Raw genomic sequence first — 20,240 nt, 5'->3', positions numbered from 1 at the left:
GGCTAGTCGCTCTCAGCTGATGTCGAACAAGCGACTACCGTGATATTCAAATGCTCATACAGATCCACTTCATATGGCTCCGGATCCGTCCCATCGGCCTCCTGCAAAATCCGGACAATCGGCCGGGTATTGATATCCTCATTCTGCCGGATGACGATGCCCATGCGGCCATCACTCAGCCGTACAGTCAGCCCTGTTGGATAAATGGCCACACTTCTTTTGAAGGCCTCGACCATCTCCATATCGAACTGATCGCCTGCTCCGGCAAATAATATTTCCAAGCCTTCATGCGGCAGCATGGCATCCCGGTATACACGGTTGCTCGTCACAGCGTCGAATACATCAGCGATGCCGATAATCTTGGCATAGAAATGAATATCCGGACCGCTTATGCCGCGGGGGTAACCAGAACCATTTATCCGTTCGTGATGCTGGTAAGCGCAATGTGCTATGACAAGCGGGATATTCTTCATCTGGCGTAAATAATGAAAGCCTTTCGTCGTATGCTCCTTGATCTGCTCGAATTCTGCGTCCGTCAGTTTTCCGGTCTTCTGCAGAATTTCCTGGGGGACAAACATTTTTCCTACATCATGCAAAATGGCTCCGAATCCGATTTCCTCGACAACGGAAATCGGAAGCCGCATTTCGTTGGCAATCGCCATCGCATACAGCGCGACATTGACTGAATGAGAAAAGATATAATCGTCGTATATGAGCATATCGGATAGGATCGTCAATGTTTGGCGCTTCGGCCGAAGATTGCTTACCATCTCCTGGATGGAACTCGTGATTTTTTCAGTCATTTTGTCTGTCAAATATCGTCCGTTTTCACTTCGCTTGATTTCCTGAAAGGACTTATGGATGACCTGCATCGCTTTTAGGCGCTCTTCATTGGAAGTGGAGAATGCAAGCTCGATGTCCTGCAGCCTGTCATCCCGGATATAGACATAGGTATACCTTAGCTCCTTTAAACGATCGATAATACCAGCCGTCAATTCCACATCCCGCTGGATAAGTATACTGCCTTTATCATTATATACGGGCTGGGCGAGCCGGCTTCCGGGCTTTACCGATTTTGTCGAAACTAATCTCATTGTCGTACCCCTTATCTTCTCCAACATTCCATTCTGATAAAATAGTACCAGAAAAACGCCAAACAATCTAGAATGATGATACAGGCTTCGACAATTTTTTCAAGGCAGGAGGAGCAGCGCTTCTTTACCTGTGATACCAGGTTTCCAGCCGTACGCCAAAGAAGCATCCGTTACTTTTTCAAGCGGTGCAGCCAGCAGCTGCTCTATCGTCTTGACACCGACCGCCCTCCCGGAAATGATGTTTCGATCGGCTAATCTGTCATTGAGCAAATCAACATCCAGCGCTCCGCACATGATATAACCGACATCATTCGACACGACCAGCAGGGTTGTTTTCGGCAGTTTGACTGTTACGGCGGTAAAAGGCTTCCCTTCCAAAAACATGGGTTCTACAGTCATCAATTTAAATACACCTCCGTTATATCCTATGTAGGAAAAACGGAGGTGTTTGCTCATTTTTCAATTTCCTTCAATGCTTCCAGGAGCAGATCCCGAAGCATTTCCGGCATATAATATTTCTTTCCTTCCGCCTGCTTGATACACGGGAGCAAACTGCCGAAAGTGAATGTGTCAGCCATGGCAGTGATATAGCGTCGTTCCGGTTCAAGCGGCTTGCCGTTGATCCGCAAATTCACCGCTTTCGGTTTTGCTGTCGTACCAGCTATATCAAACGATAATCCGCTGTACACCATCTTTCCGATGACCTTGCCGCGGAAGCCGAAACCTTTGAGCGGGAAAGTGACGAAATCGGGCTGCAGGGCAGCGTCGACAATCTGTTGCAGCTCTTCGCCCGTCAATGGTACCGTTGCGGGATTGATCGGATGCGGGCAGATTCGGTGGATATCCATATAGGATACAGCTCCTGCCGGAAAACTATCCAGCAGCACGCCGGCATTCAGAAAAGCAAGATCTGCACCCGTCCATCGATGCAGATAATCTGTCAAAAGATCCATCACATGGGAATCTTCATATGGAGCAGATGGCATTGGATCCGGCAGCACAACGGCAGGACGATGCATGGCTTTCACTGCGTTATCCGAATAGACCGCAACCTGCTCTGCCATGTCGGCATCCTCTTCCAAGTCTGCCACGGGTATGGCCTTGGCTTTCTTTTCGATGATGACTTGCTGTTCTGCGTCCCAGATGATTTCCACTTCACCGAAATAAAAGCCCTGCTTGCCTGCAGTCGTGATCAGGCATTGATTTACATATTCGCCTTCATGAAGCAGATGATGGGTATGCCCGCCAATGATTATGTCTATTTCCGGAAAGGCAGCCGCTATATCACGATCCGCATAAATACCTAAGTGGGAAAGCAATACAACCACATCACAGGAAGGCCCAAGCTTGCCGATCTCACGCTTCAGCACTTGCATTGGATCCTCGATATCCCAGCCGATCAGATTATAGAAATCCGGAAAAGGCGCCGTCAGCCCGATCATGCCGACTTTCATCCCGCCGGCAGTTTCGACAATCCAGGAAGACTCCATCCAGCCAGGATCCTCATCCTTTTGTGAATGGAGATTCGCTACGGCTACACGGAATTCCGCTTCATCATATAAATGATAAAGATCATCATAATCCAGTGTGATCCCTTCATTGTTCCCGATCGTGGCGAAATCATAACCCGCTTCATTCAGCAAGCTTATGTTCGCTTTGCCGCGGAATGCCTCTGCAATCGGCCGGGATCGATCGACATGATCACCAATATCAATCAGCCAGCATGTTTCCCCAGCATCCGTAAGCTTCTGCTTATTCCGCTTCAAATAACCGGTGATCTTCGGCCAGTTTTCAAAATAGCTATGCAAATCATTTGTGTAGTTGATAGTCAGCTTTTCCTGCATCCTTCTCTACTCCTTTATTACGACAACCCATCCCAGATCAGACGGACAGCAACTAATACGAGCATGATACGCAATATCCAGACAACCGTATTCCCCTTGAGCAGCTGGTTGATTTTCGCTCCGAGTATACCGCCAAGAATCGCCCCTGGAATAAAGGCCCATACAACGTTCCATTCCACATGCCCGAGGGAAATATGCATGACAGTACTAACGATACTCAGGAAAAATACCATCAGCATACTTGTGGCGACAGCGACATGTGCCGGGAATCCGAACATCAGGATCATGGCAGGCACCATGAAGCTGCCTCCGCCAATGCCGAACATACCGGAAAGCAATCCCACAAACAACGACAGTACAAATGCTGCTATGAAACGGAAGCTATATGTATATGTGGTTCCGTCGATCTCTTTTGTAACGATGATACCTTTCGGGTTGATCACTTCTCGTTCCTTGCGTTTTACGAAGAACATAAAGAAAACAAGCAGCACCAGTATGCCAAAGTATAGCGAAAAACCATCACCCGAGATAAAACGATTCAGGAATGAACCAAGAATAGCTCCCGGCATCCCGCCTGCCAAGAAAATGAGTCCGCTTTTGTAATCAACCCGCCCGCTTTTCATATATGTAAGCGTAGAAGACAAGCCTGTAAAAATCATAAAGATGACAGATACACCAACGATTGCTTGTGGTGTAGCCCAACTGAATCCCTCCCAAAAGCTGCTCAAAATCAGCAGTGCCGGCACAAGGATGATTCCTCCTCCCAAACCTACCAGACTGCCGAGCGCTGCTGCAAGGAGTCCTATTACTAAACTTACGGCAAAAACCATAGGTATCCCTTCCATCTTTTATGTAGAATATAAAAATAGCATGACTGCATACCGCAGTCATACCATTATAACAGAATTCATTTATATTTGACCGATCCGCCGTTCACCGGAATTTCCGCGCCATTGACATATGCTGCTTTATCGGAAGCCAAGAAGGCAATCACATTGGCGATCTCCTCCGGCTTGCCGATTTCCCCGCGAGGTATCTGACGGACTTCCTTCGCGAAGTAGCTGACAGCCTCCTCGCCTTCTTTATCGAACATATCGCTGAGCATATCGACCATGCCGCCGGGTTCATTCCACATCGTCGTCCGCGTCGGACCTGGTGAAACGACATTCACTCGGATATCCCCGCCGAATTCATCAGCCAAAGCCTGCGTGAGATTGAGAATGGCTGCTTTGCTTGCGCTATAATCTATCGCGAACGAATCCGGCACATGCCCGCTTTCGGATGCCACATTCACGATGCTTGCACCCGGCTGTTTCTTCAGTTCCGGAATGGCAGCCTTCGTCAGGGCTACCACTGCAAACAAGTTCGTCTCGAAAGTCTCACGCCAAATATCAAGTGTCACATCCATGAAGCTATCTTTATAGATGGCAATTCCAGCAATATTAGCTAACATATCCAGCTTCCCGAAATGGGAGACGGCAGCCTCCACTACTTTATCCGCTGCACCTTCATCTGTCAGATCCAGTGCCAGCGGCAGGAACGAAGAACGATCCGCCATGTCCTTCACATCATCTGTTTTCAAGCTGACTCCGACGACTTTGGCTCCTTCATCCAGAAATGCTTTTGCTGTTTCCAGACCAATACCATCATTGGCCCCGGTAACGATTGCTACTTTTCCTTCCAGATTGTAGTGCATGGGCTTCATCTCCTTTGTTAAAGGAAATGTTCCCGGCACTGGTCATCCTCAAACGCACCGTGCATACTGGCTCTCAACTTATATGGAAATCACTCAGTGTTCACGGACAGGAGTAATAGGAATACCTCTAGTCAGGGCACTTACCAAATTATCAGCAGCTAAATGAGCCATCTGCATTCTGGTTCTTACACTGGCACTTCCTATATGTGGCAGCGCGACCACGTTTGGCAAGGAAAGTAATGGATGCTCAAGGCGTACCGGCTCTTGTTCGAAAACATCCAGCCCTGCCGCCCATATGTCCCCTCGGCTCAAGGCATTATATAGAGCATCCTCATCGACAATTCCGCCTCTTGATGAATTTACTAATATCGCAGTGTTTTTCATGAGTGATAATTCTTCTTCCCCAATCATGTGGTGGGATTCATCGTTATACGGAATCATGATACATACATAATCAGACTGTCGTAATAAGTCAGGCAGATTTGCATATGAGATATCCAGTTCCTGTTCCTTGTTAATCTTTCTGGTTCGACTATAATAAAGTACGTTCATATCAAAGCCTTTCGCCCGTTTCACAAGTGCTTCTCCAATTCGGCCCAATCCAATGATGCCTATGGTAGCGCCGTGAATATCCTGTCCCGTCAACTGCATTAGGGACCACGCTCCCCAGCCCCCACTGCGCAATGTATCTGATGCTTCCACAACTCTCCGTCCAGCTGCCATTAACAATGCAAAAGTCAAATCGGCTGTAGTTTCGGTCAAAACTCCCGGCGTATTTGTAATGATGATACCTTTCTTTGCCGCTGCTTCCATATCGATATTGTCATAGCCGACAGCCAGGTTACAAATAACCTTTAGCTGAGCAGCTCTATTTACCATTTCTTCATCAATGGCATCTGTTAACAAACATAATAAGCCATCTGTATCTTCTATTTCTTTCAGCAAAACATCTCTCGGTACAGGTATGTTTTCTTCCTCCCACATTTTCAATTGAAAATAGCCAGATAGCTTATCAAGAACTTCTCTTGGCAGCTTCCTAGTCAGATAAACCTTGCTCTTCAAGTTTTTCTCCTCCTTTTTGGGATGGAAATCAAACTATTAAGGAATTCGTTTTCAATTTCCGATACATTAAACAGGTGGAAGTTTCCTTCAAATATATCTCCAAAGAAGAAATCTCCCTACAGTTTTTTTCCAGTGGTCGAGGTGCGAGTCTTCTGTAAATTAGATAGATAATATTCGTATCTCTGGTTAGCTACAGCTGCCACTAACACATCGACAATCGTCAACTGAGCAATCCTGGAGGATATTGCATCTGTGCGGAATAATGTTTCATTCGACGCTGTTTGAAGGACGATATCAGATATTTTTGTAATCGGTGACTTAGTTGAATTGGTAATGCAAATCCGTGTTGCTCCTGCCTCTTTAGCCAATTCCATGGCTGCCAGAACTTCTCTATTCGATCCAGTATGGGAAATCCCTATCACAACATCCTGTTCTGTAAGCACGCTGGCGGACATTGCCTGGAGTACAGCATCATTATAGGCAAACGATTTTATCCCTAGTTTTAATAGCTTATGGTGAGCATCCAGCGCAACTGTTCCTGAACCACCGGTACCATAAAATTCAATCAACCTTGCTTTAGATATCGCTTTTACAGCTTCCTGGATTTCCTCGTCGCTGCATACTTCAATGGAATCATACAGAGCTTGGATATTTGATTGGAAAACCTTCTTTTTTATTGTAATGAAATCATCACCTTTTTCGATCACTTCCGAAATCTGCTTGTCTGGGGCAACAACCTCTTTGGCCAGATGAATTTTAAAGTCCTGAAATCCTTTATACCCGAGCCGCTTACATAAACGGACAACAGAGGATTCACTTGTTTCACTTCTTTCTGCAACTTCCGTAATAGACAGATGAATGATTTCTTCTTGATGATTTTCAATGAACTCAACTATCTTTTTCTCAGAATCCCTCAGCTTTGTCTTCGCTGCATTAATTCTGGTAAAAAAACCGGGAGTGGTATTGATATTTAAACCGTTCATTGATAATTCCTACCTTCTCTTCTTATTTCTTGTAATTACTATTTTATTATAATGGTGCCTTCTTTTCTAATTGAAAAAAGAAAGGCAATGGAATTTTCCATGCCCCCGACATAAAAAACACATTATTCATTTAACATGAATTGCGGATTCAGCTAAAGTCCATGTCATGCTACCTTAGGTTCTTTCAATGTGAGAATGATGAGGAACCCGAGAACAAGCAATATCCCAAAGAAACCGAAGGCAATATCATAATTCCCTGTCGCATCCAGAATTGCTCCTACTATCATTGGAGCAAAAAATCCCCCTAGGTTTCCACCACTATTTACCGTAGCAATCGCCACTGGAAAGGTTTCCCTGGTTGTAAGTCCCATAGGATAGGCAGTAAATGCCGGCCACCCGATATTGAGGAAGAATCCAGCCAGAGCTAGACTTATTGCTACAACCGCTCCATTGTCTGGAATATTTATCACAACAAGCATCATGATCGCTGTAGCGATTGCTGTAATCAACATGGTTGGTTTACGCCTATTGAGAAAAACTTTATCTGATATGATCCCTCCTAAAATAGCACCAACCAATCCGCCAACTGCAGGAGTGGCCGCAACAAACCCCATTTGCATAAAGGAATAGCCCTTGGCATTAACCAGATACATCGGGACCCAAGTTAACATGCCATACAAAACACTATTCATTAAGAAGTAAGTAAATGTATTACCCATGATATTCCAAGAGGTGAAAATGCTTTTGTAGGTACTTAATGGCTCCACCTTCTTGTAACGAATCACTTTATCAATCCATCCAAGTGATTTTTCTTCCTGTACTACCGATTCCATTATGGGAGCCTCTTCATGGCGGATATATTCCAATTCGGCTTTGGATACTTTGGTACTTTCTTCCGGTTTTGTCCTAACCAAAAAGTACCAAATGATGGCTATGATGATACCTGGAACCGCAAACCAGAAAAACACATAACGCCAGCCTAATGAAACAGCGATTGCCGTGGTCACGATTGGTACAAATATCGGAGCAAGCTGTGTAGAAGCAATATAAACACCAGTTGCAGTCGCTTTTTCTTTAGCTGGGAACCAGTTATTTATCGTTGTAGACATACTGACAGGAACTGGTCCTTCAGCCAGACCCAGAGCTAAACGGAGCAAAATCAGCATTGCCGCACCTGAGACAGTCCCCAGAAGGAAAGTGACTATGGAAAATGCAATAGCTGCGATGGCTACAATGCTGCGAGTCCCTCTTTTACTGAGTAAAAAACCAGCTGGAATTTGTGATACAGCATAGCCTAAGAAAAAGAAACTTGAGATTGCACCTGCCTGAAAGTTACTAAGAACAAAGTCTTCTTGAATAAACGGCAGCAGCACACCTATATTTGCGCGATCCGCATAACAGACAATATACAGAATGAATATGATCAAGAGGACTATCCAACGGTAGTTGGATTTATTCTTCGTGCGAAATTCAGATTCAGGTAAAGCCATTGTCTTGCCTCCCCCAAATTTCATTTATTAAAATACACAGCAGATGCGCAACCTGATGTAAGGGCTTACAAAATTCTACACTATTTCTTCAAGAGAGTTTTTCTCTCGTCTGGATTTGGAACTTAGAGCAAAGAACATCTGCAACGATGGATATAATTGCTTGAATACCTCATATAGTTCCTCATATTGGCTTAATACAGCAGTATTTGGTTCTATAGTGCAAACAGTGCGATTTCTGACTGCCTTTGCTGCTTCTTCCAAAGATGAATAGTAACCGATTGATGAACCAGCAATTAAACATGTTCCTAAGACTGCCGTTTCGGATATATCCTTCAGATGGATTTTTTTATTCAGGATGTTTGATTTAATACCAGCCCATTCCTTATTTTTTGCTCCCCCACCGATAGATGGGAAGCTTTCCACATGAAGCTGATAGTTTGTTTCGATAATTTCATAAATCTGTTTGAGCCCGAAAGCACATCCTTCTAATATAGCTCTGAACATATCAGCTTTGGAAGTATTTAAATTGATTCCCGCAAATACTCCTCTTGCGTCGAAATTCCAGATAGGCGATCGTTCTCCCTGCATGTACGGCAGAAAGAATACTCCGCCTGCACCAATATGAGATTGCTTGCATAAGTTTTCAAGAATATCCTTGGAATACCCTTCCGGCTTTAAGAATTGTTCATAAAACCACTGAATGCATGCACCTGGAAATGACATCGCGCCGTGGGAGAGCCAGCGGTGTTTCATTACATGGCATCTGTTTAAAAAACGATTATCCAAGTTGTCAGGATTATCGGTACAAACAGTCAGCACATTCGAAGTCCCTACCGATTCAAACATGTCATTGATCCCGACACCGAGTGCAACAGTGGAGCAAGCAGTGTCCGCAGCTCCGGCAAATACTGGTATGCCCTCTATACCAATCTCTTCAAGAGCCAAATTGCCGACAATGGAAGCTGGATCAACCACTGATGGAAGTTTTTCCCTATCTATGCCTACTTTCATTATAATGTCCAAAGACCACTCATAATTTTTCAAATCGTACATTCCTGTAAAAGAGCTTTGAGTCCAATCCATGACAAAACTGCCGGTCAGCTTATTCAAGATAAACGTGGATAGGTTTCCCCATTTATACATCTGATCATAGAGATCTGGATGATTATTCTTAAACCAAAGAAGAGTCGTAATTGTAAACATTCCTGGCTCCATTCGGTTTTTCGACACTTCGAATATCCGGTCCTCACCGATAACATCTTTCACCCAGCTGGATTCAAACTTGCTACGCTGGTCAAAGTACATTATCCCTTGTGATAAAGGCTCTCCTTCTTCATTCAAAAAAACAGAACAATTACAAAAAGTAGAAAGAGAGATTGCATCTACGGCACCTAACCGCTCTACCTGACTCCAGACCTTTAAAAATAACGACTTTGTCTTCCGCCAAACATCCTCTAAATCTATTTCGGCCAAACCATGGGCAGGGAAAAGAAGGGAGTAAGGCTGATATTCCAAGCAGCCTAATATTCCTTCCCTATCCATTGCCCCAACTTTGATTCCACTGGTCCCTATATCAATACCAATAATATGAGACATTTTTGTCACCGTCCATTATACATTTAATGGTGAATTAACTAATTCCTCATAAAGCTCCACTGTTTCTTTCACTGTACCCTTATTATGGATGATATGTTTGAACGCCCGGACTACAGCCGTGGGATTAGGGTTATTCCAGACTATCCTGCCAAATGTTATACCAGTACCGCCGGCATCCATTACATCATAAACCATCTGGAAATAATCCTCTATATTGCTGCCATTATCTCCGCCAGCCACTACAACCTTCCCAGGAGTGGAAGCAACGACCTTATGGAATGTTTCCGGGTTGCCAGTATACTTTGTTTTTACAATATCCACACCTAGCTCTGCGCCTGCACGAACTGCATAGGCAACATGTTTCCAATCATTCTTCTCGCTGTCTGGAATTTGGTTTCCTCTCGGATAGATATGCGCTATCATCGGAAGACCATGCTTGGCTGCCTGCCCAGCGATAATACCCAGATTACGGAGCTGTTCTGGCTGATCACCGCCTCCAACAATGCATCCCATAGAAACAGCATCTGCTCCTAAACGAACCACTTCTTCCACTTCCGTTACCCATGTATCATAGTTCGGCTGCCATGGCGAAAAAGTAGAGCATTTTAAGATCATACCTGTTTTTCCTGCATGTGATCGGAAACACATATCCGCAATTCCTTTATGCATAGTCATTGCATCCGGTCCACCTGCTACAATTTCATCTATCTTTCGCTGGATTGGCATAAGCTCCTCGAATATTCCACGTGCCAAAGCCTGATCGACAGCTACAGCCAATAGTTTCCCAGACTCGCGGTTAATAAGGCGGTTCATCCGGATTTCCTTACCTAACAATGTCATAATAAGCACTCCTCTTTCTTATAATTTGTTATTGGGTAATAACCGTTTTCATGCCAGATCCATTCCGCACATCCAAGATAGCCTGTTCTATATTCTCCAATTTATAGCCGGTTGTTGTTATCACTGCTGTGTTAATGCTTCCAGATGAAATGAGGGATAGCGCCTCATGGTAATCAGCTCTAGTCAAAGCGGATGTTCCGTTAATTGTAATTTCATTATAATGAATTACATTCGGATCTACTTCGGATAGTACACCTTTTGTAAATCCTGCAAAAAGGTTTAAAGTACCGCCTTTTTTCAATAAACCTATACCCGTGTTCACTAGTGCAGGTACCCCTATAGCCATGATGACCACATCTGCACCTAAAGTATCTGTCTCCCTTGATACAACATCTTTCAATGATTCCTGATTGGGATCTATTGCATATTTAGCCCCGGCAGCCAATCCTTTTTCCCTGCGATGTTCAATAGGTTCACTCAGTATCACTGATTTGGCACCTGATAATTTTGCCAGCTGTACATGCATCAGACCGATGGGACCGCCCCCCATGACAACCACGACATCCCCCATTTTCACTTTCGCTTTTTTTTGGCCATTGATGCAACAAGCAAGAGGCTCCGTAACAACTGCTTCTTCAAATGTTATATGATCAGGGATTTTTACCAGATTGCCCGCACTTAAAGCTGCGTTTGGAATTTTTACATACTCTGCAAAACCGCCATCATACTCATAACCGATAGCCGTACGATTCGCACAAACATTTTCCCGCTTATTCAAGCAATAGTAACATCTTCTGCAGGGAATTACCGGCATAACACCAACCCGATCGCCTTTGGAAAATCCGGCTACAGAGGCCCCGACCTCTTCAATCGTACCGACGAGTTCGTGACCAATTACAGATGGGGTTCTCACACCCTTCGTTTTCTTCCCTTCGAAGATCCTGACATCTGTCCCACATACAGCGCTTGCATTGACCCTAAGAAGAACTTCATTCTCTTCTATGTCTGGCTTGATGACGTCTTCCACTTTCAACCTTCCTGGTCCATGAAAAATCGCAGCCTTCATTGTGCCAGTCTCCTTCAATTTGAAAAGTTTTAAGCGATGAAGATTATTTTCTCCATAAAATATTATAAAATAAAGAAAAAAATATTCATGATGACGTTATTTTCCCCATTGAACAAGTATATTCAAGCTTTACGTATCATACATCTCCTTCCTATTATTCTGATAACGCTTTCTTTTTTCTGTAATTTATTCAATGTCTTATCAATCTGACTTGAGTTCATAATATCATGGGTGGTAATTTCCTTCAAGTTACTTTCTGAAAAAATAAAATATTTTTTCATGAATATTATATTCCCTGGTATGAATGCTCATCCTATAACAGTATCTGTTTCACGTATATAGAAAAAAGCTGTTAATTCCGAATCAACAGCTTTTTCTTATAGTCCTTTCATATCAGTGATTTGCATGCAACGTAAGCGTGACAGAAAGATAATGTTCTATCGGACTCCTTAACCATTGACCGAGTCATTTTTCCCCTTGACCAGCTTCAACGTTGCCACAATCATAAAACTCACTATCACTAATAAAAGCCATGAACTCACCTTCCCCAGATGGACGAGACTCCATGCATCAGCTTGGTTCGGATATTCCCAAGCGCCAAAGAAGGTGGCGATATTCTCGGCAATCCAGATGAAAAAACCGATGAGTACAAAGGAAAGCGCGAGTGGCATTCGATAACGGGTTCCTCCGATTTCATAGGTTACCCATGATTGCCAAAAAACAACGAGCACCAATCCGGATAATATCCAGCGAATGTCCATCCAATAATGATGGGTGAAGAAATTCAAGTAAATCGCAGATGCCAGCGGTACAACGGCCAGAAACGGCGGCCAATCAACAAGATCAACCCTAAGCCTTCTCCATGCCTGGCAAAGATAACTCGCGACACTGGCGTACATGAATCCGCTATACAATGGAACGCCGAAGAATTTGGAATAGCCTTCTTCAGGATAAGACCAGGAACCCATATGTACCTTGAATAATTCAAGCGCAAGACCGATTAGGTGGAATACCGTAATTACCTTTAGTTCATCCCTTGTTTCAAGACCGGAACGTAACATCAGCATTTGCATCAGAAGACAGATGATAAGCAGCCAGTCATAACGCGGCAGAAAGGGCAGCGAAATAACTTGAGTCAGAGCCAAAGAAGCAAAAATCACGACCGGAAACAAACAGGATAATGCCTGCTCCCAGCCAAAACGGACGAGCTGTGTTAATGCTTCCAGCATTCTGGGAGCTAACTTTCGCTTTTGGAATGCAGGTAATCCCTGTCCAGCATAGTAAGTCAGGTTGCGTTTTTTATCCATAGCCCTATCCCTCCGATATTTTCTTCTGCTTCCTTCTATTTCACTATTACCTTACACTTCATCAGTTCGGTATTCGAGGATATCCCCAGGCTGACAATCCAGAGCCTTACAAATGGCATCCAACGTTGATACTCGAATTGCCTTTGCCTTTCCGTTTTTCAATATGGACAGATTCGCCATGGTTATGCCGACCTTTTCCGAAAGCTCTGTTACACTCATTTTTCTTTTAGCCAGCATTACATCGATATTGATTATAATAGCCATATTGTTCACCTCAGATCGTCAAGTCATTTTCAGATTTTATATCGATGGCATTTTTCAGAAGCTTTTGCAGGACAGCAGCAAAAATCGCTACTACTAACGGTGCAAAGATAAGCGCCATTCCTACCAAAATAAGACCTGGGGCATCGTCTCTCTCGGCCACGATATAAATTAGCGGAAGAAGGATGACGTAAACGATACTTATGGTTGCAGCGCAGAGCTTAATATTCTTTAATGCCTTCACAGACAAATCAGAGAAAGCTACATTCTTATCGATATAACCAAGCAGGCGGAAAGACTGATAAAGGGCTAGAAAGTATGCCAATGCCGTTATATACAATCCAACCAAAGCAAAATATTTTAAAAATGCTACTTCCGGATAATAATCGGCTGAACCAAGAGCAATCGGCGGAATCACAAAAATACATAATGCAATCACCGGCAATGCCATCAGAAAAACAGCTGCCTTTAAAAAAAGTGTTTCTTTTTTCATATTAAGCACCTCATTTCATTTCTAAAAATCATTTTAATACATCATTTATCGTTTTACAATAAATAATTATTAAATAAGGATATTTTTTTACTGATTCACTCAAATAAAAAAGCATCCCACCAGGAATGCTTGAACTGTTCATCACTTTCTGATTATCATTTGGGTTAGGTAACGAAACGTTTTCCACTTTAGTAGTATAAAAAAACGGAGTCCGTCTTTTCAGACATGACTCCGTTCGTTGCATTAACCGATGGAACCTTCCATTTCGAACTTGATCAGGCGGTTCATTTCAACGGCATATTCCATTGGAAGTTCTTTCGTGAATGGCTCGATGAAGCCCATTACGATCATTTCTGTTGCTTCTTCTTCAGAGATACCACGGCTCATCAAGTAGAACAATTGCTCTTCGGATACTTTGGAAACTTTCGCTTCGTGTTCCAAGGAGATGTTCTCGTTGAAGATCTCGTTGTAAGGAATCGTATCGGAAGTGGATTTGTTATCCAGGATCAGCGTATCACACTCGATGTTGGAGCGTGCCCCGTCCGCTTTCTTACCGAAGTGGACGATTCCGCGATACGTTACTTTACCACCTTGTTTGGAGATGGATTTGGAAACGATCGTTGAAGAAGTGTTTGGTGCCAAGTGGTGCATTTTTGCACCGGCATCCTGATGCTGGCCTTTACCAGCCAAGGCGATGGACAATGTCATACCGCGGGCGCCTTCACCTTTCAGGATCACAGCAGGGTATTTCATTGTAAGCTTGGAACCGATGTTGCCATCGACCCATTCCATCGTACCGTTCGCATCGACTGTCGCACGTTTTGTAACCAGGTTGTAAACGTTGTTAGCCCAGTTCTGGATTGTTGTGTAACGGCAGTAAGCATCTTTTGCAACAAAGATCTCAACAACCGCACTGTGCAAGGAATTCGTTGTATACACCGGAGCTGTACATCCCTCGACATAGTGAATGGATGCGCCCTCATCAACGATGATAAGTGTACGCTCGAACTGCCCCATATTCTCGGAGTTGATCCGGAAATATGCTTGCAATGGAATATCTGTCTTGACGCCCTTCGGCACATAGATGAAGGAGCCCCCGGACCATACCGCAGAGTTCAATGCAGCGAATTTGTTATCCGATGCCGGAATCAATTTACCGAAATACTCACGGAAAAGATCCTCATTCTCTTTAAGTGCAGTATCCGTATCCTTGAATACGATACCCATTTCTTCCAATTCCTCTTTGAGGTTGTGATAAACAACTTCTGATTCGTATTGTGCGGAAACACCGGCAAGGTATTTCTGCTCGGCTTCCGGAATACCGAGTTTATCAAATGTGTTTTTGATTTCTTCCGGTACCTCATCCCATGAACGCTCGGATCGCTCGGATGGTTTCACGTAATAAGTGATTTCATCGAAGTCAAGCTCAGCAAGATCTCCGCCCCACTGCGGCATCGGCTTCTTATAGAATTGCTCCAAGGATTTAAGACGGAAGTCAAGCATCCATTGTGGTTCTTCTTTCATCTTAGAGATTTCTTCAACGATTCTAGGTGTAAGGCCTTTTTCCGTACGGAAAATGGAAACATCACGATCACTGAAGCCATACCGGTAATCTCCAATTTCAGGCGCTTTTTTAGCCATGGTAAAACCTCCTTATGGAATTACATCTATTTCACACGTGACAGTGTTCAAGTATTATTTCTTTTCGACGCCTTGCTCCATCGCCTTCCAAGCGAGTGTCGCACATTTGATGCGTGCCGGGAACTTTGCGACTCCCTGCAGTGCTTCCACATCGCCAAGCTCCAGATCACCTGGGTCGATTTCTTTCCCCAGCATCATATCGGAGAATAGCTGCGACATACGGAGCGCCTCTTCGATGGACTTGCCTTTGATGGCCTGGGTCATCATGGAAGCAGAGGACATGCTGATGGAACAGCCCTCCCCTTCGAATCTCGCATCCTTCACCTTGCCATCCTCCACCTGAAGCTGCAGCTGGATACGGTCTCCGCAAGTCGGGTTATTCATGTCGACCACTAATGCGTCCCCTTCCAGCTTACCACGATTCCGCGGATGTTTATAGTGATCCATGATCACTTGCCGGTAGAGTGTATCAAGGTTATCAAAAGACATTTCCGAAAAACTCCTTCGTTTTTGTCAGTCCGCTGACAAGTTTGTCGATATCGTCCTCGGTATTGTATACATACATGCTTGCCCGGGCAGTGGCTGTTACATCCAGCCAGCGCATGAGCGGCTGGGCACAATGATGCCCGGCACGCACAGCGATACCTTCCGTATCGAGTGCAGTCGCCGTATCATGCGGGTGGACCCCATCGATATTGAATGTGACGACCGCGGAGCGTTTATCGGCGGATGGACCATAGATGGTCAGTCCCTCGATTTCGCTCATGCGCTCCATCGCATATGCTGTCAGCTTCCGATCATGGGCAACAATCTGATCCATCCCTATTTCATCGAGAAAATCGATTGCCGCTCCAAGACCGATTGCACCGGCAATGATCGGGGTACCGCCCTCGAATTTCCAAGGGAGCTCCTTCCACGTTGAATCATAAAGGTGGACAAAGTCGATCATTTCGCCGCCGAATTCAACTGGTTCCATATTGTCCAGCAGTTCCTGCTTGCCGTAAAGGACTCCGATCCCTGTCGGTCCGCACATCTTATGGCCGCTGAAGCAATAGAAATCGCAATCGATGTCCTGCACATCCACCTTCAAGTGCGGTGCACCCTGGGCACCGTCCACGAGGACGACAGCATTCTGCCGATGGGCAAGTCCGACGATTTCTTTTATCGGATTGATGGTTCCCAGTACATTGGAGACATGTGTCAAAGCAACGATCTTCGTCTGCGGGCCGATCGATTTTTTCACATCTTCCATATTCAAGGTACCATCTTCGTTCAGTTCAAAATATTTCAATGTTGCTCCGGTCGCTTTGACCGCCTGCTGCCACGGGATGATATTACTATGGTGTTCCATTGGTGTGATGATCACTTCATCACCAGGCTCCAGATTCGCACGGGCATAACTATGGGCAACCGTATTGATCGCCGTCGTCGTACCGCGCGTGAAGATCACTTCCTTGGTGCTTCTGGCATGGATGAATTGCTGCACCTTTTCCCTGGCACCTTCATATTTATCCGTAGCCCGGGTTCCCAGCGTGTGCACACCGCGATGCACATTGCTGTTATCATTCCGGTAATAGGCATCCACAGCTTCCAATACCTTTATCGGTTTATGGGAAGTTGCAGAGGAATCCAAGTAGACCAGCGGATGTCCGTTGACTTCCTGATTCAGGATCGGGAACTGTTCACGGATAGAGCGGGCATCCATTAGTTTACTTTCCCTTCGATTACCTGTGTCAGCTGATTTTTGACTGTTTCGATAGGCAGCTGATTGACTACAGGTGCAAGGAATCCATGGATGATCAAACGTTCTGCTTCATGCTTGGTGATTCCGCGGCTCATCAAGTAATAAAGCTGAAGCGGATCGACACGGCCCACAGAAGCTGCGTGTCCGGCGATTACATCATCTTCATCAATCAAAAGGATCGGGTTTGCATCACCGCGCGCACCTTGGCTGAGCATCAAGACGCGAGTTTCTTGGTTGGCGTCTGCTTTGCTGGCACCATGTTCGATTTTTCCGATACCGTTGAATACCGAGCTGGCCTGATCCTTCATGACACCATGGGACAAGATGTTACCGACGGAGTTCTTGCCGAAGTGGATGATGTTTGTCGTGAAGTTCTGGATTTGTTTTCCGCGGCCGACAACTACGCTCTTCGCATCAGATGCAGAGTTATCACCGATCAAGTGTGTGATATGTTCACTGATTGTATTACCGTCGTTCATTTGGCCGATCGCCCAGTCGATGCGGGCATCGCGGTAAGCGACACCGCGGCGTTTCGCATATACAGTCGTACCTGCTGCATAGTTGTCCACCGCTCCATAGGAAACAACGGCATTGTCTGCTGCAATGACTTCCGTAACGACATTCGCAAATGTCGCCTGGTCGGCATTATGGGAAATGCTGTTTTCGACGTATGTCACGGAGCTGTTGGTTTCCGCAACAATCAGGATGTGATTGAAGGATGCCACTTTATCATCTTCCTGCCAGAAGATTGTCTGAAGCGGCTCATCCACTGTGACATTCTTCGGAACATAGATGAACACACCGCCATTCATCAGTGCTGCATGCAAAGCAGTCAGACGGTTTTCATCGATGCTCACAGCGTCCTTCATGTAATAACGCTTCACCAAGTCAGGATGCTGCTGCAGGGCAGTGAAGATATCCGTGAAGATGACTCCTTGCTCGCTCCATTTTTCGTTAAGGGCAAGATATGCAGCACTATTATTGCGCTGGATGTAAAGATTCGGGGCATTGTCTGCATCGATCAGTGCCGCAACGCTTGCAGGCAAGCTGCTCAATGAGCTGATTTTCTCCCCTTCCACTTCATGCACGTACGTGTCGAAATCCCAGTTCTTGATCCCAGTTTTATCGGGCTTTGGCATGTCCAAAGATTCCGATTGGGAAAGAGCTTGCTGACGAAGTTCCTTCATCCATTCAGGCTCATTGCGGGAACTGGAAAAACGGCTGATATATTCATCATTATATGGTTGCTTCGTTTCAACAGTCATAAGATCCCTCCTCCAGTTTACGCGTTAATAGTTTCGTCTTCGATGTTCAGCTCTTTTTTGATCCAATCGTAACCTTCCGCTTCCAGGCGCTGGGAAAGCTCGGATCCGCCGGATTTCACGACGCGGCCTTGCATCATGACGTGTACGAAGTCAGGCTCGATGTAGTTCAGCAAACGCTGATAGTGGGTAATGATCAAGCAACCGAAGTTCTCGTCACGCAATCTGTTGATACCTTTTGCAACCACTTTCAGTGCGTCGATATCAAGACCGGAATCGATCTCGTCAAGGATACCGATTTCAGCTTTCATCATAAGAAGCTGAAGGATTTCATTACGCTTTTTCTCACCGCCGGAGAAACCTTCGTTCAAGTAACGCTGTGCCATGTTCTTATCCATTTCAAGGAATTCCATCGCTTCATCCATTTCCTTGATGAATTTCATCAATGGGATCTCGTCGCCTTCTTCGCGGCGGGCATTGATGGAAGAACGAAGGAAGTCGGCATTTGTAACACCGCTGATTTCACTAGGATACTGCATAGCAAGGAATAGACCGGCACGGGCGCGCTCGTCCACTTCCATTTCCAGGACATCTTCACCGTTCAACGTGATGCTTCCGCTAGTCACTTCGTATTTCGGATGTCCCATGATTGCGGATGCCAATGTGGATTTACCTGTACCGTTAGGTCCCATTACCGCATGGAATTCCCCGCTCTTTATCGTAAGGTTCACACCTTTAAGAATTTCCTTATCTTCAATCGAAACATGTAGGTCTTTGATCTCTAGAACTGAACCTGCCATTTATTAACCCTCCGATAGCTGCTATTTTATAAATTTCGATAACGTTATTTAAACACATTATCAATTTATTCTCATTATAATCTTAAAGCATTATTCGACCATTATCAACTTTTTTACTAGATAAAAACACAGTTTTAACATGGCCTTCCCCTATTGTATCACACTTCGATTTCCAGCCAAAAACAATGCCTTTGCTGAGAATACCAGCAAAGGCATGAGAATGCTATTTCTTATTCATCTACAGGGAGGATGGAGCCATCGTATTTCTCTTCGATGAATTGTTTGATTTCATCGGAGTGAAGTACATCCATCAATTTTTGCAAAGCCTCATTGTCTTTGTCTTCCGCACGTGCGGCAATGATGTTCGCATACGGGGAATCCGTTCCTTCCAGGATCAAGGCGTCCTCGGAAGGTTTCAGTCCTGCCTGCAATGCGTAGTTTGTATTGATGACAACCAATGCATCTTCTTCGGATTCATACGTATCCGGCAGGAATGCAGGATCTACTTCCATGCTGAACTTCAAGTTTTTCGGGTTTTCTGCGATATCATCAAACGTTGCATCGACAGGATCGACACCATCTTTGATTTTGATGAGGCCTTCCTTCTGGAAGATGGAAAGGACACGTCCCTGCTCTGCTACGTTACGGCCCATGAGCACTTCTGTACCATCTTTGATATCGTCGACATTCTTGATGTTTTTGGAGTAGACACCCATTGGTTCCAAGTGAACGCCGCCAAGGCTGATCAAATCATATCCAGTATCCTTATTGGAAGTCTCCAAGTAAGGGATGTGCTGGAAGTAGTTGGCATCCAGGTCGCCACTTGCCAAATCATCGTTCGGAAGGACATAATCCTGATACTCTTCAATCTCGAGATTGATTCCCTCTTTTTCCAAGAGTGGTTTTGCTTCTTCAAGAATTTCTGCGTGCGGTGTGCTGGAAGCACCCACTTTTATTGTCGTTTCTTCATCGCCCGAACCGCTGCCGGAAGATCCGCAAGCTGCCAGGAACACCATGAATACAGCTGATAAAATGACTAATAATGCCTTTTTCAAATGAAT

Annotated in this window: 20 protein-coding genes; all 20 read right to left on the bottom strand. The window is 44.9% G+C overall.

The window, feature by feature from the left end; genetic code table 11:
• Positions 1 to 2: 2 nt before the first annotated feature.
• Positions 3 to 1,094 (bottom strand): HD-GYP domain-containing protein, encoded by a 1,092-nt coding sequence (locus CHH53_RS09730; RefSeq protein ID WP_095215924.1) that lies wholly within the window; start codon positions 1,092 to 1,094, stop codon positions 3 to 5.
• Between the two features lie 99 nt (positions 1,095 to 1,193).
• Positions 1,194 to 1,496: a YunC family protein gene (locus CHH53_RS09725; RefSeq protein WP_095215992.1), complete on the bottom strand. Its 303-nt coding sequence runs from the start codon at positions 1,494 to 1,496 to the stop codon at positions 1,194 to 1,196.
• A 50-nt stretch (positions 1,497 to 1,546) separates the two neighbouring features.
• Positions 1,547 to 2,938 carry a bifunctional metallophosphatase/5'-nucleotidase gene (locus CHH53_RS09720; RefSeq protein ID WP_095215923.1) on the bottom strand — a complete coding sequence of 464 codons (1,392 nt, stop codon included), beginning with the start codon at positions 2,936 to 2,938 and terminating at the stop codon, positions 1,547 to 1,549.
• 17 nt (positions 2,939 to 2,955) lie between these two features.
• A complete protein-coding gene (locus CHH53_RS09715; protein WP_095215922.1) occupies positions 2,956 to 3,768 on the bottom strand; it encodes a sulfite exporter TauE/SafE family protein in 813 nt (270 codons plus the stop codon).
• A 77-nt stretch (positions 3,769 to 3,845) separates the two neighbouring features.
• A complete protein-coding gene (locus tag CHH53_RS09710) occupies positions 3,846 to 4,634 on the bottom strand; it encodes an SDR family NAD(P)-dependent oxidoreductase (RefSeq protein ID WP_095215921.1) in 789 nt (262 codons plus the stop codon).
• Between the two features lie 93 nt (positions 4,635 to 4,727).
• Positions 4,728 to 5,696, bottom strand: a complete 969-nt coding sequence (locus CHH53_RS09705) for a 2-hydroxyacid dehydrogenase (protein ID WP_095215920.1) — start codon at positions 5,694 to 5,696, stop codon at positions 4,728 to 4,730.
• A gap of 116 nt (positions 5,697 to 5,812) precedes the next feature.
• Positions 5,813 to 6,679, bottom strand: coding sequence for a MurR/RpiR family transcriptional regulator (locus CHH53_RS09700; RefSeq protein WP_095215919.1), 867 nt, complete (start codon positions 6,677 to 6,679; stop codon positions 5,813 to 5,815).
• Between the two features lie 164 nt (positions 6,680 to 6,843).
• Positions 6,844 to 8,169 carry an MFS transporter gene (locus CHH53_RS09695; protein WP_095215918.1) on the bottom strand — a complete coding sequence of 442 codons (1,326 nt, stop codon included), beginning with the start codon at positions 8,167 to 8,169 and terminating at the stop codon, positions 6,844 to 6,846.
• Positions 8,170 to 8,244: 75 nt separating this feature from the next.
• Positions 8,245 to 9,765, bottom strand: a complete 1,521-nt coding sequence (locus CHH53_RS09690; protein WP_095215917.1) for a xylulokinase — start codon at positions 9,763 to 9,765, stop codon at positions 8,245 to 8,247.
• 15 nt (positions 9,766 to 9,780) lie between these two features.
• Complete coding sequence (locus CHH53_RS09685) at positions 9,781 to 10,605, bottom strand: class I fructose-bisphosphate aldolase (protein ID WP_095215916.1); 825 nt, start codon at positions 10,603 to 10,605, stop codon at positions 9,781 to 9,783.
• 28 nt (positions 10,606 to 10,633) lie between these two features.
• Positions 10,634 to 11,671, bottom strand: a complete 1,038-nt coding sequence (locus CHH53_RS09680; RefSeq protein WP_095215915.1) for a zinc-dependent dehydrogenase — start codon at positions 11,669 to 11,671, stop codon at positions 10,634 to 10,636.
• Between the two features lie 449 nt (positions 11,672 to 12,120).
• Complete coding sequence (locus CHH53_RS09675; RefSeq protein ID WP_095215991.1) at positions 12,121 to 12,897, bottom strand: DUF817 domain-containing protein; 777 nt, start codon at positions 12,895 to 12,897, stop codon at positions 12,121 to 12,123.
• Between the two features lie 132 nt (positions 12,898 to 13,029).
• On the bottom strand, positions 13,030 to 13,242 hold the full coding sequence (locus CHH53_RS09670) for a helix-turn-helix domain-containing protein (RefSeq protein WP_095215914.1): 213 nt from the start codon (positions 13,240 to 13,242) through the stop codon (positions 13,030 to 13,032).
• Positions 13,243 to 13,252: 10 nt separating this feature from the next.
• Positions 13,253 to 13,732, bottom strand: a complete 480-nt coding sequence (locus CHH53_RS09665) for a DUF2975 domain-containing protein (RefSeq protein WP_095215913.1) — start codon at positions 13,730 to 13,732, stop codon at positions 13,253 to 13,255.
• 243 nt (positions 13,733 to 13,975) lie between these two features.
• Positions 13,976 to 15,373 carry a Fe-S cluster assembly protein SufB gene (gene sufB, locus CHH53_RS09660; RefSeq protein WP_095215912.1) on the bottom strand — a complete coding sequence of 466 codons (1,398 nt, stop codon included), beginning with the start codon at positions 15,371 to 15,373 and terminating at the stop codon, positions 13,976 to 13,978.
• A gap of 54 nt (positions 15,374 to 15,427) precedes the next feature.
• Complete coding sequence (gene sufU / locus CHH53_RS09655; protein ID WP_095215911.1) at positions 15,428 to 15,862, bottom strand: Fe-S cluster assembly sulfur transfer protein SufU; 435 nt, start codon at positions 15,860 to 15,862, stop codon at positions 15,428 to 15,430.
• A complete protein-coding gene (locus tag CHH53_RS09650) occupies positions 15,852 to 17,078 on the bottom strand; it encodes a cysteine desulfurase (RefSeq protein WP_095215910.1) in 1,227 nt (408 codons plus the stop codon). The genes sufU and CHH53_RS09650 overlap by 11 nt, the downstream gene beginning before the upstream one ends.
• On the bottom strand, positions 17,078 to 18,382 hold the full coding sequence (gene sufD, locus CHH53_RS09645; RefSeq protein ID WP_095215909.1) for a Fe-S cluster assembly protein SufD: 1,305 nt from the start codon (positions 18,380 to 18,382) through the stop codon (positions 17,078 to 17,080). The genes CHH53_RS09650 and sufD overlap by 1 nt, the downstream gene beginning before the upstream one ends.
• 17 nt (positions 18,383 to 18,399) lie before the next feature.
• Positions 18,400 to 19,179, bottom strand: a complete 780-nt coding sequence (gene sufC, locus CHH53_RS09640) for a Fe-S cluster assembly ATPase SufC (RefSeq protein ID WP_095215908.1) — start codon at positions 19,177 to 19,179, stop codon at positions 18,400 to 18,402.
• Between the two features lie 230 nt (positions 19,180 to 19,409).
• Positions 19,410 to 20,234 (bottom strand): MetQ/NlpA family ABC transporter substrate-binding protein, encoded by an 825-nt coding sequence (locus CHH53_RS09635; protein WP_198946043.1) that lies wholly within the window; start codon positions 20,232 to 20,234, stop codon positions 19,410 to 19,412.
• Positions 20,235 to 20,240 lie beyond the last annotated feature (6 nt).

It is taken from the genome of Terribacillus sp. 7520-G, assembly GCF_002271665.1.
Classification (GTDB): Bacteria; Bacillota; Bacilli; order Bacillales; family Amphibacillaceae; genus Terribacillus.
Note: the sequence above shows the minus strand (reverse complement) of the source record. Positions and strands in the feature narration are given on the sequence as shown.

Coding starts and splice junctions, on each gene's coding strand:
- CHH53_RS09670 (WP_095215914.1), bottom strand. CDS start 13,242: ATGGCTATTATAATCAATATCGATGTAATGCTGGCTAAAAGAAAAATG.
- CHH53_RS09730 (WP_095215924.1), bottom strand. CDS start 1,094: ATGAGATTAGTTTCGACAAAATCGGTAAAGCCCGGAAGCCGGCTCGCC.
- CHH53_RS09720 (WP_095215923.1), bottom strand. CDS start 2,938: ATGCAGGAAAAGCTGACTATCAACTACACAAATGATTTGCATAGCTAT.
- sufC (WP_095215908.1), bottom strand. CDS start 19,179: ATGGCAGGTTCAGTTCTAGAGATCAAAGACCTACATGTTTCGATTGAA.
- CHH53_RS09695 (WP_095215918.1), bottom strand. CDS start 8,169: ATGGCTTTACCTGAATCTGAATTTCGCACGAAGAATAAATCCAACTAC.
- CHH53_RS09680 (WP_095215915.1), bottom strand. CDS start 11,671: ATGAAGGCTGCGATTTTTCATGGACCAGGAAGGTTGAAAGTGGAAGAC.
- sufU (WP_095215911.1), bottom strand. CDS start 15,862: ATGTCTTTTGATAACCTTGATACACTCTACCGGCAAGTGATCATGGAT.
- CHH53_RS09710 (WP_095215921.1), bottom strand. CDS start 4,634: ATGCACTACAATCTGGAAGGAAAAGTAGCAATCGTTACCGGGGCCAAT.
- CHH53_RS09665 (WP_095215913.1), bottom strand. CDS start 13,732: ATGAAAAAAGAAACACTTTTTTTAAAGGCAGCTGTTTTTCTGATGGCA.
- sufD (WP_095215909.1), bottom strand. CDS start 18,382: ATGACTGTTGAAACGAAGCAACCATATAATGATGAATATATCAGCCGT.
- CHH53_RS09690 (WP_095215917.1), bottom strand. CDS start 9,765: ATGTCTCATATTATTGGTATTGATATAGGGACCAGTGGAATCAAAGTT.
- CHH53_RS09650 (WP_095215910.1), bottom strand. CDS start 17,078: ATGGATGCCCGCTCTATCCGTGAACAGTTCCCGATCCTGAATCAGGAA.
- CHH53_RS09685 (WP_095215916.1), bottom strand. CDS start 10,605: ATGACATTGTTAGGTAAGGAAATCCGGATGAACCGCCTTATTAACCGC.
- CHH53_RS09715 (WP_095215922.1), bottom strand. CDS start 3,768: ATGGTTTTTGCCGTAAGTTTAGTAATAGGACTCCTTGCAGCAGCGCTC.
- CHH53_RS09700 (WP_095215919.1), bottom strand. CDS start 6,679: ATGAACGGTTTAAATATCAATACCACTCCCGGTTTTTTTACCAGAATT.
- sufB (WP_095215912.1), bottom strand. CDS start 15,373: ATGGCTAAAAAAGCGCCTGAAATTGGAGATTACCGGTATGGCTTCAGT.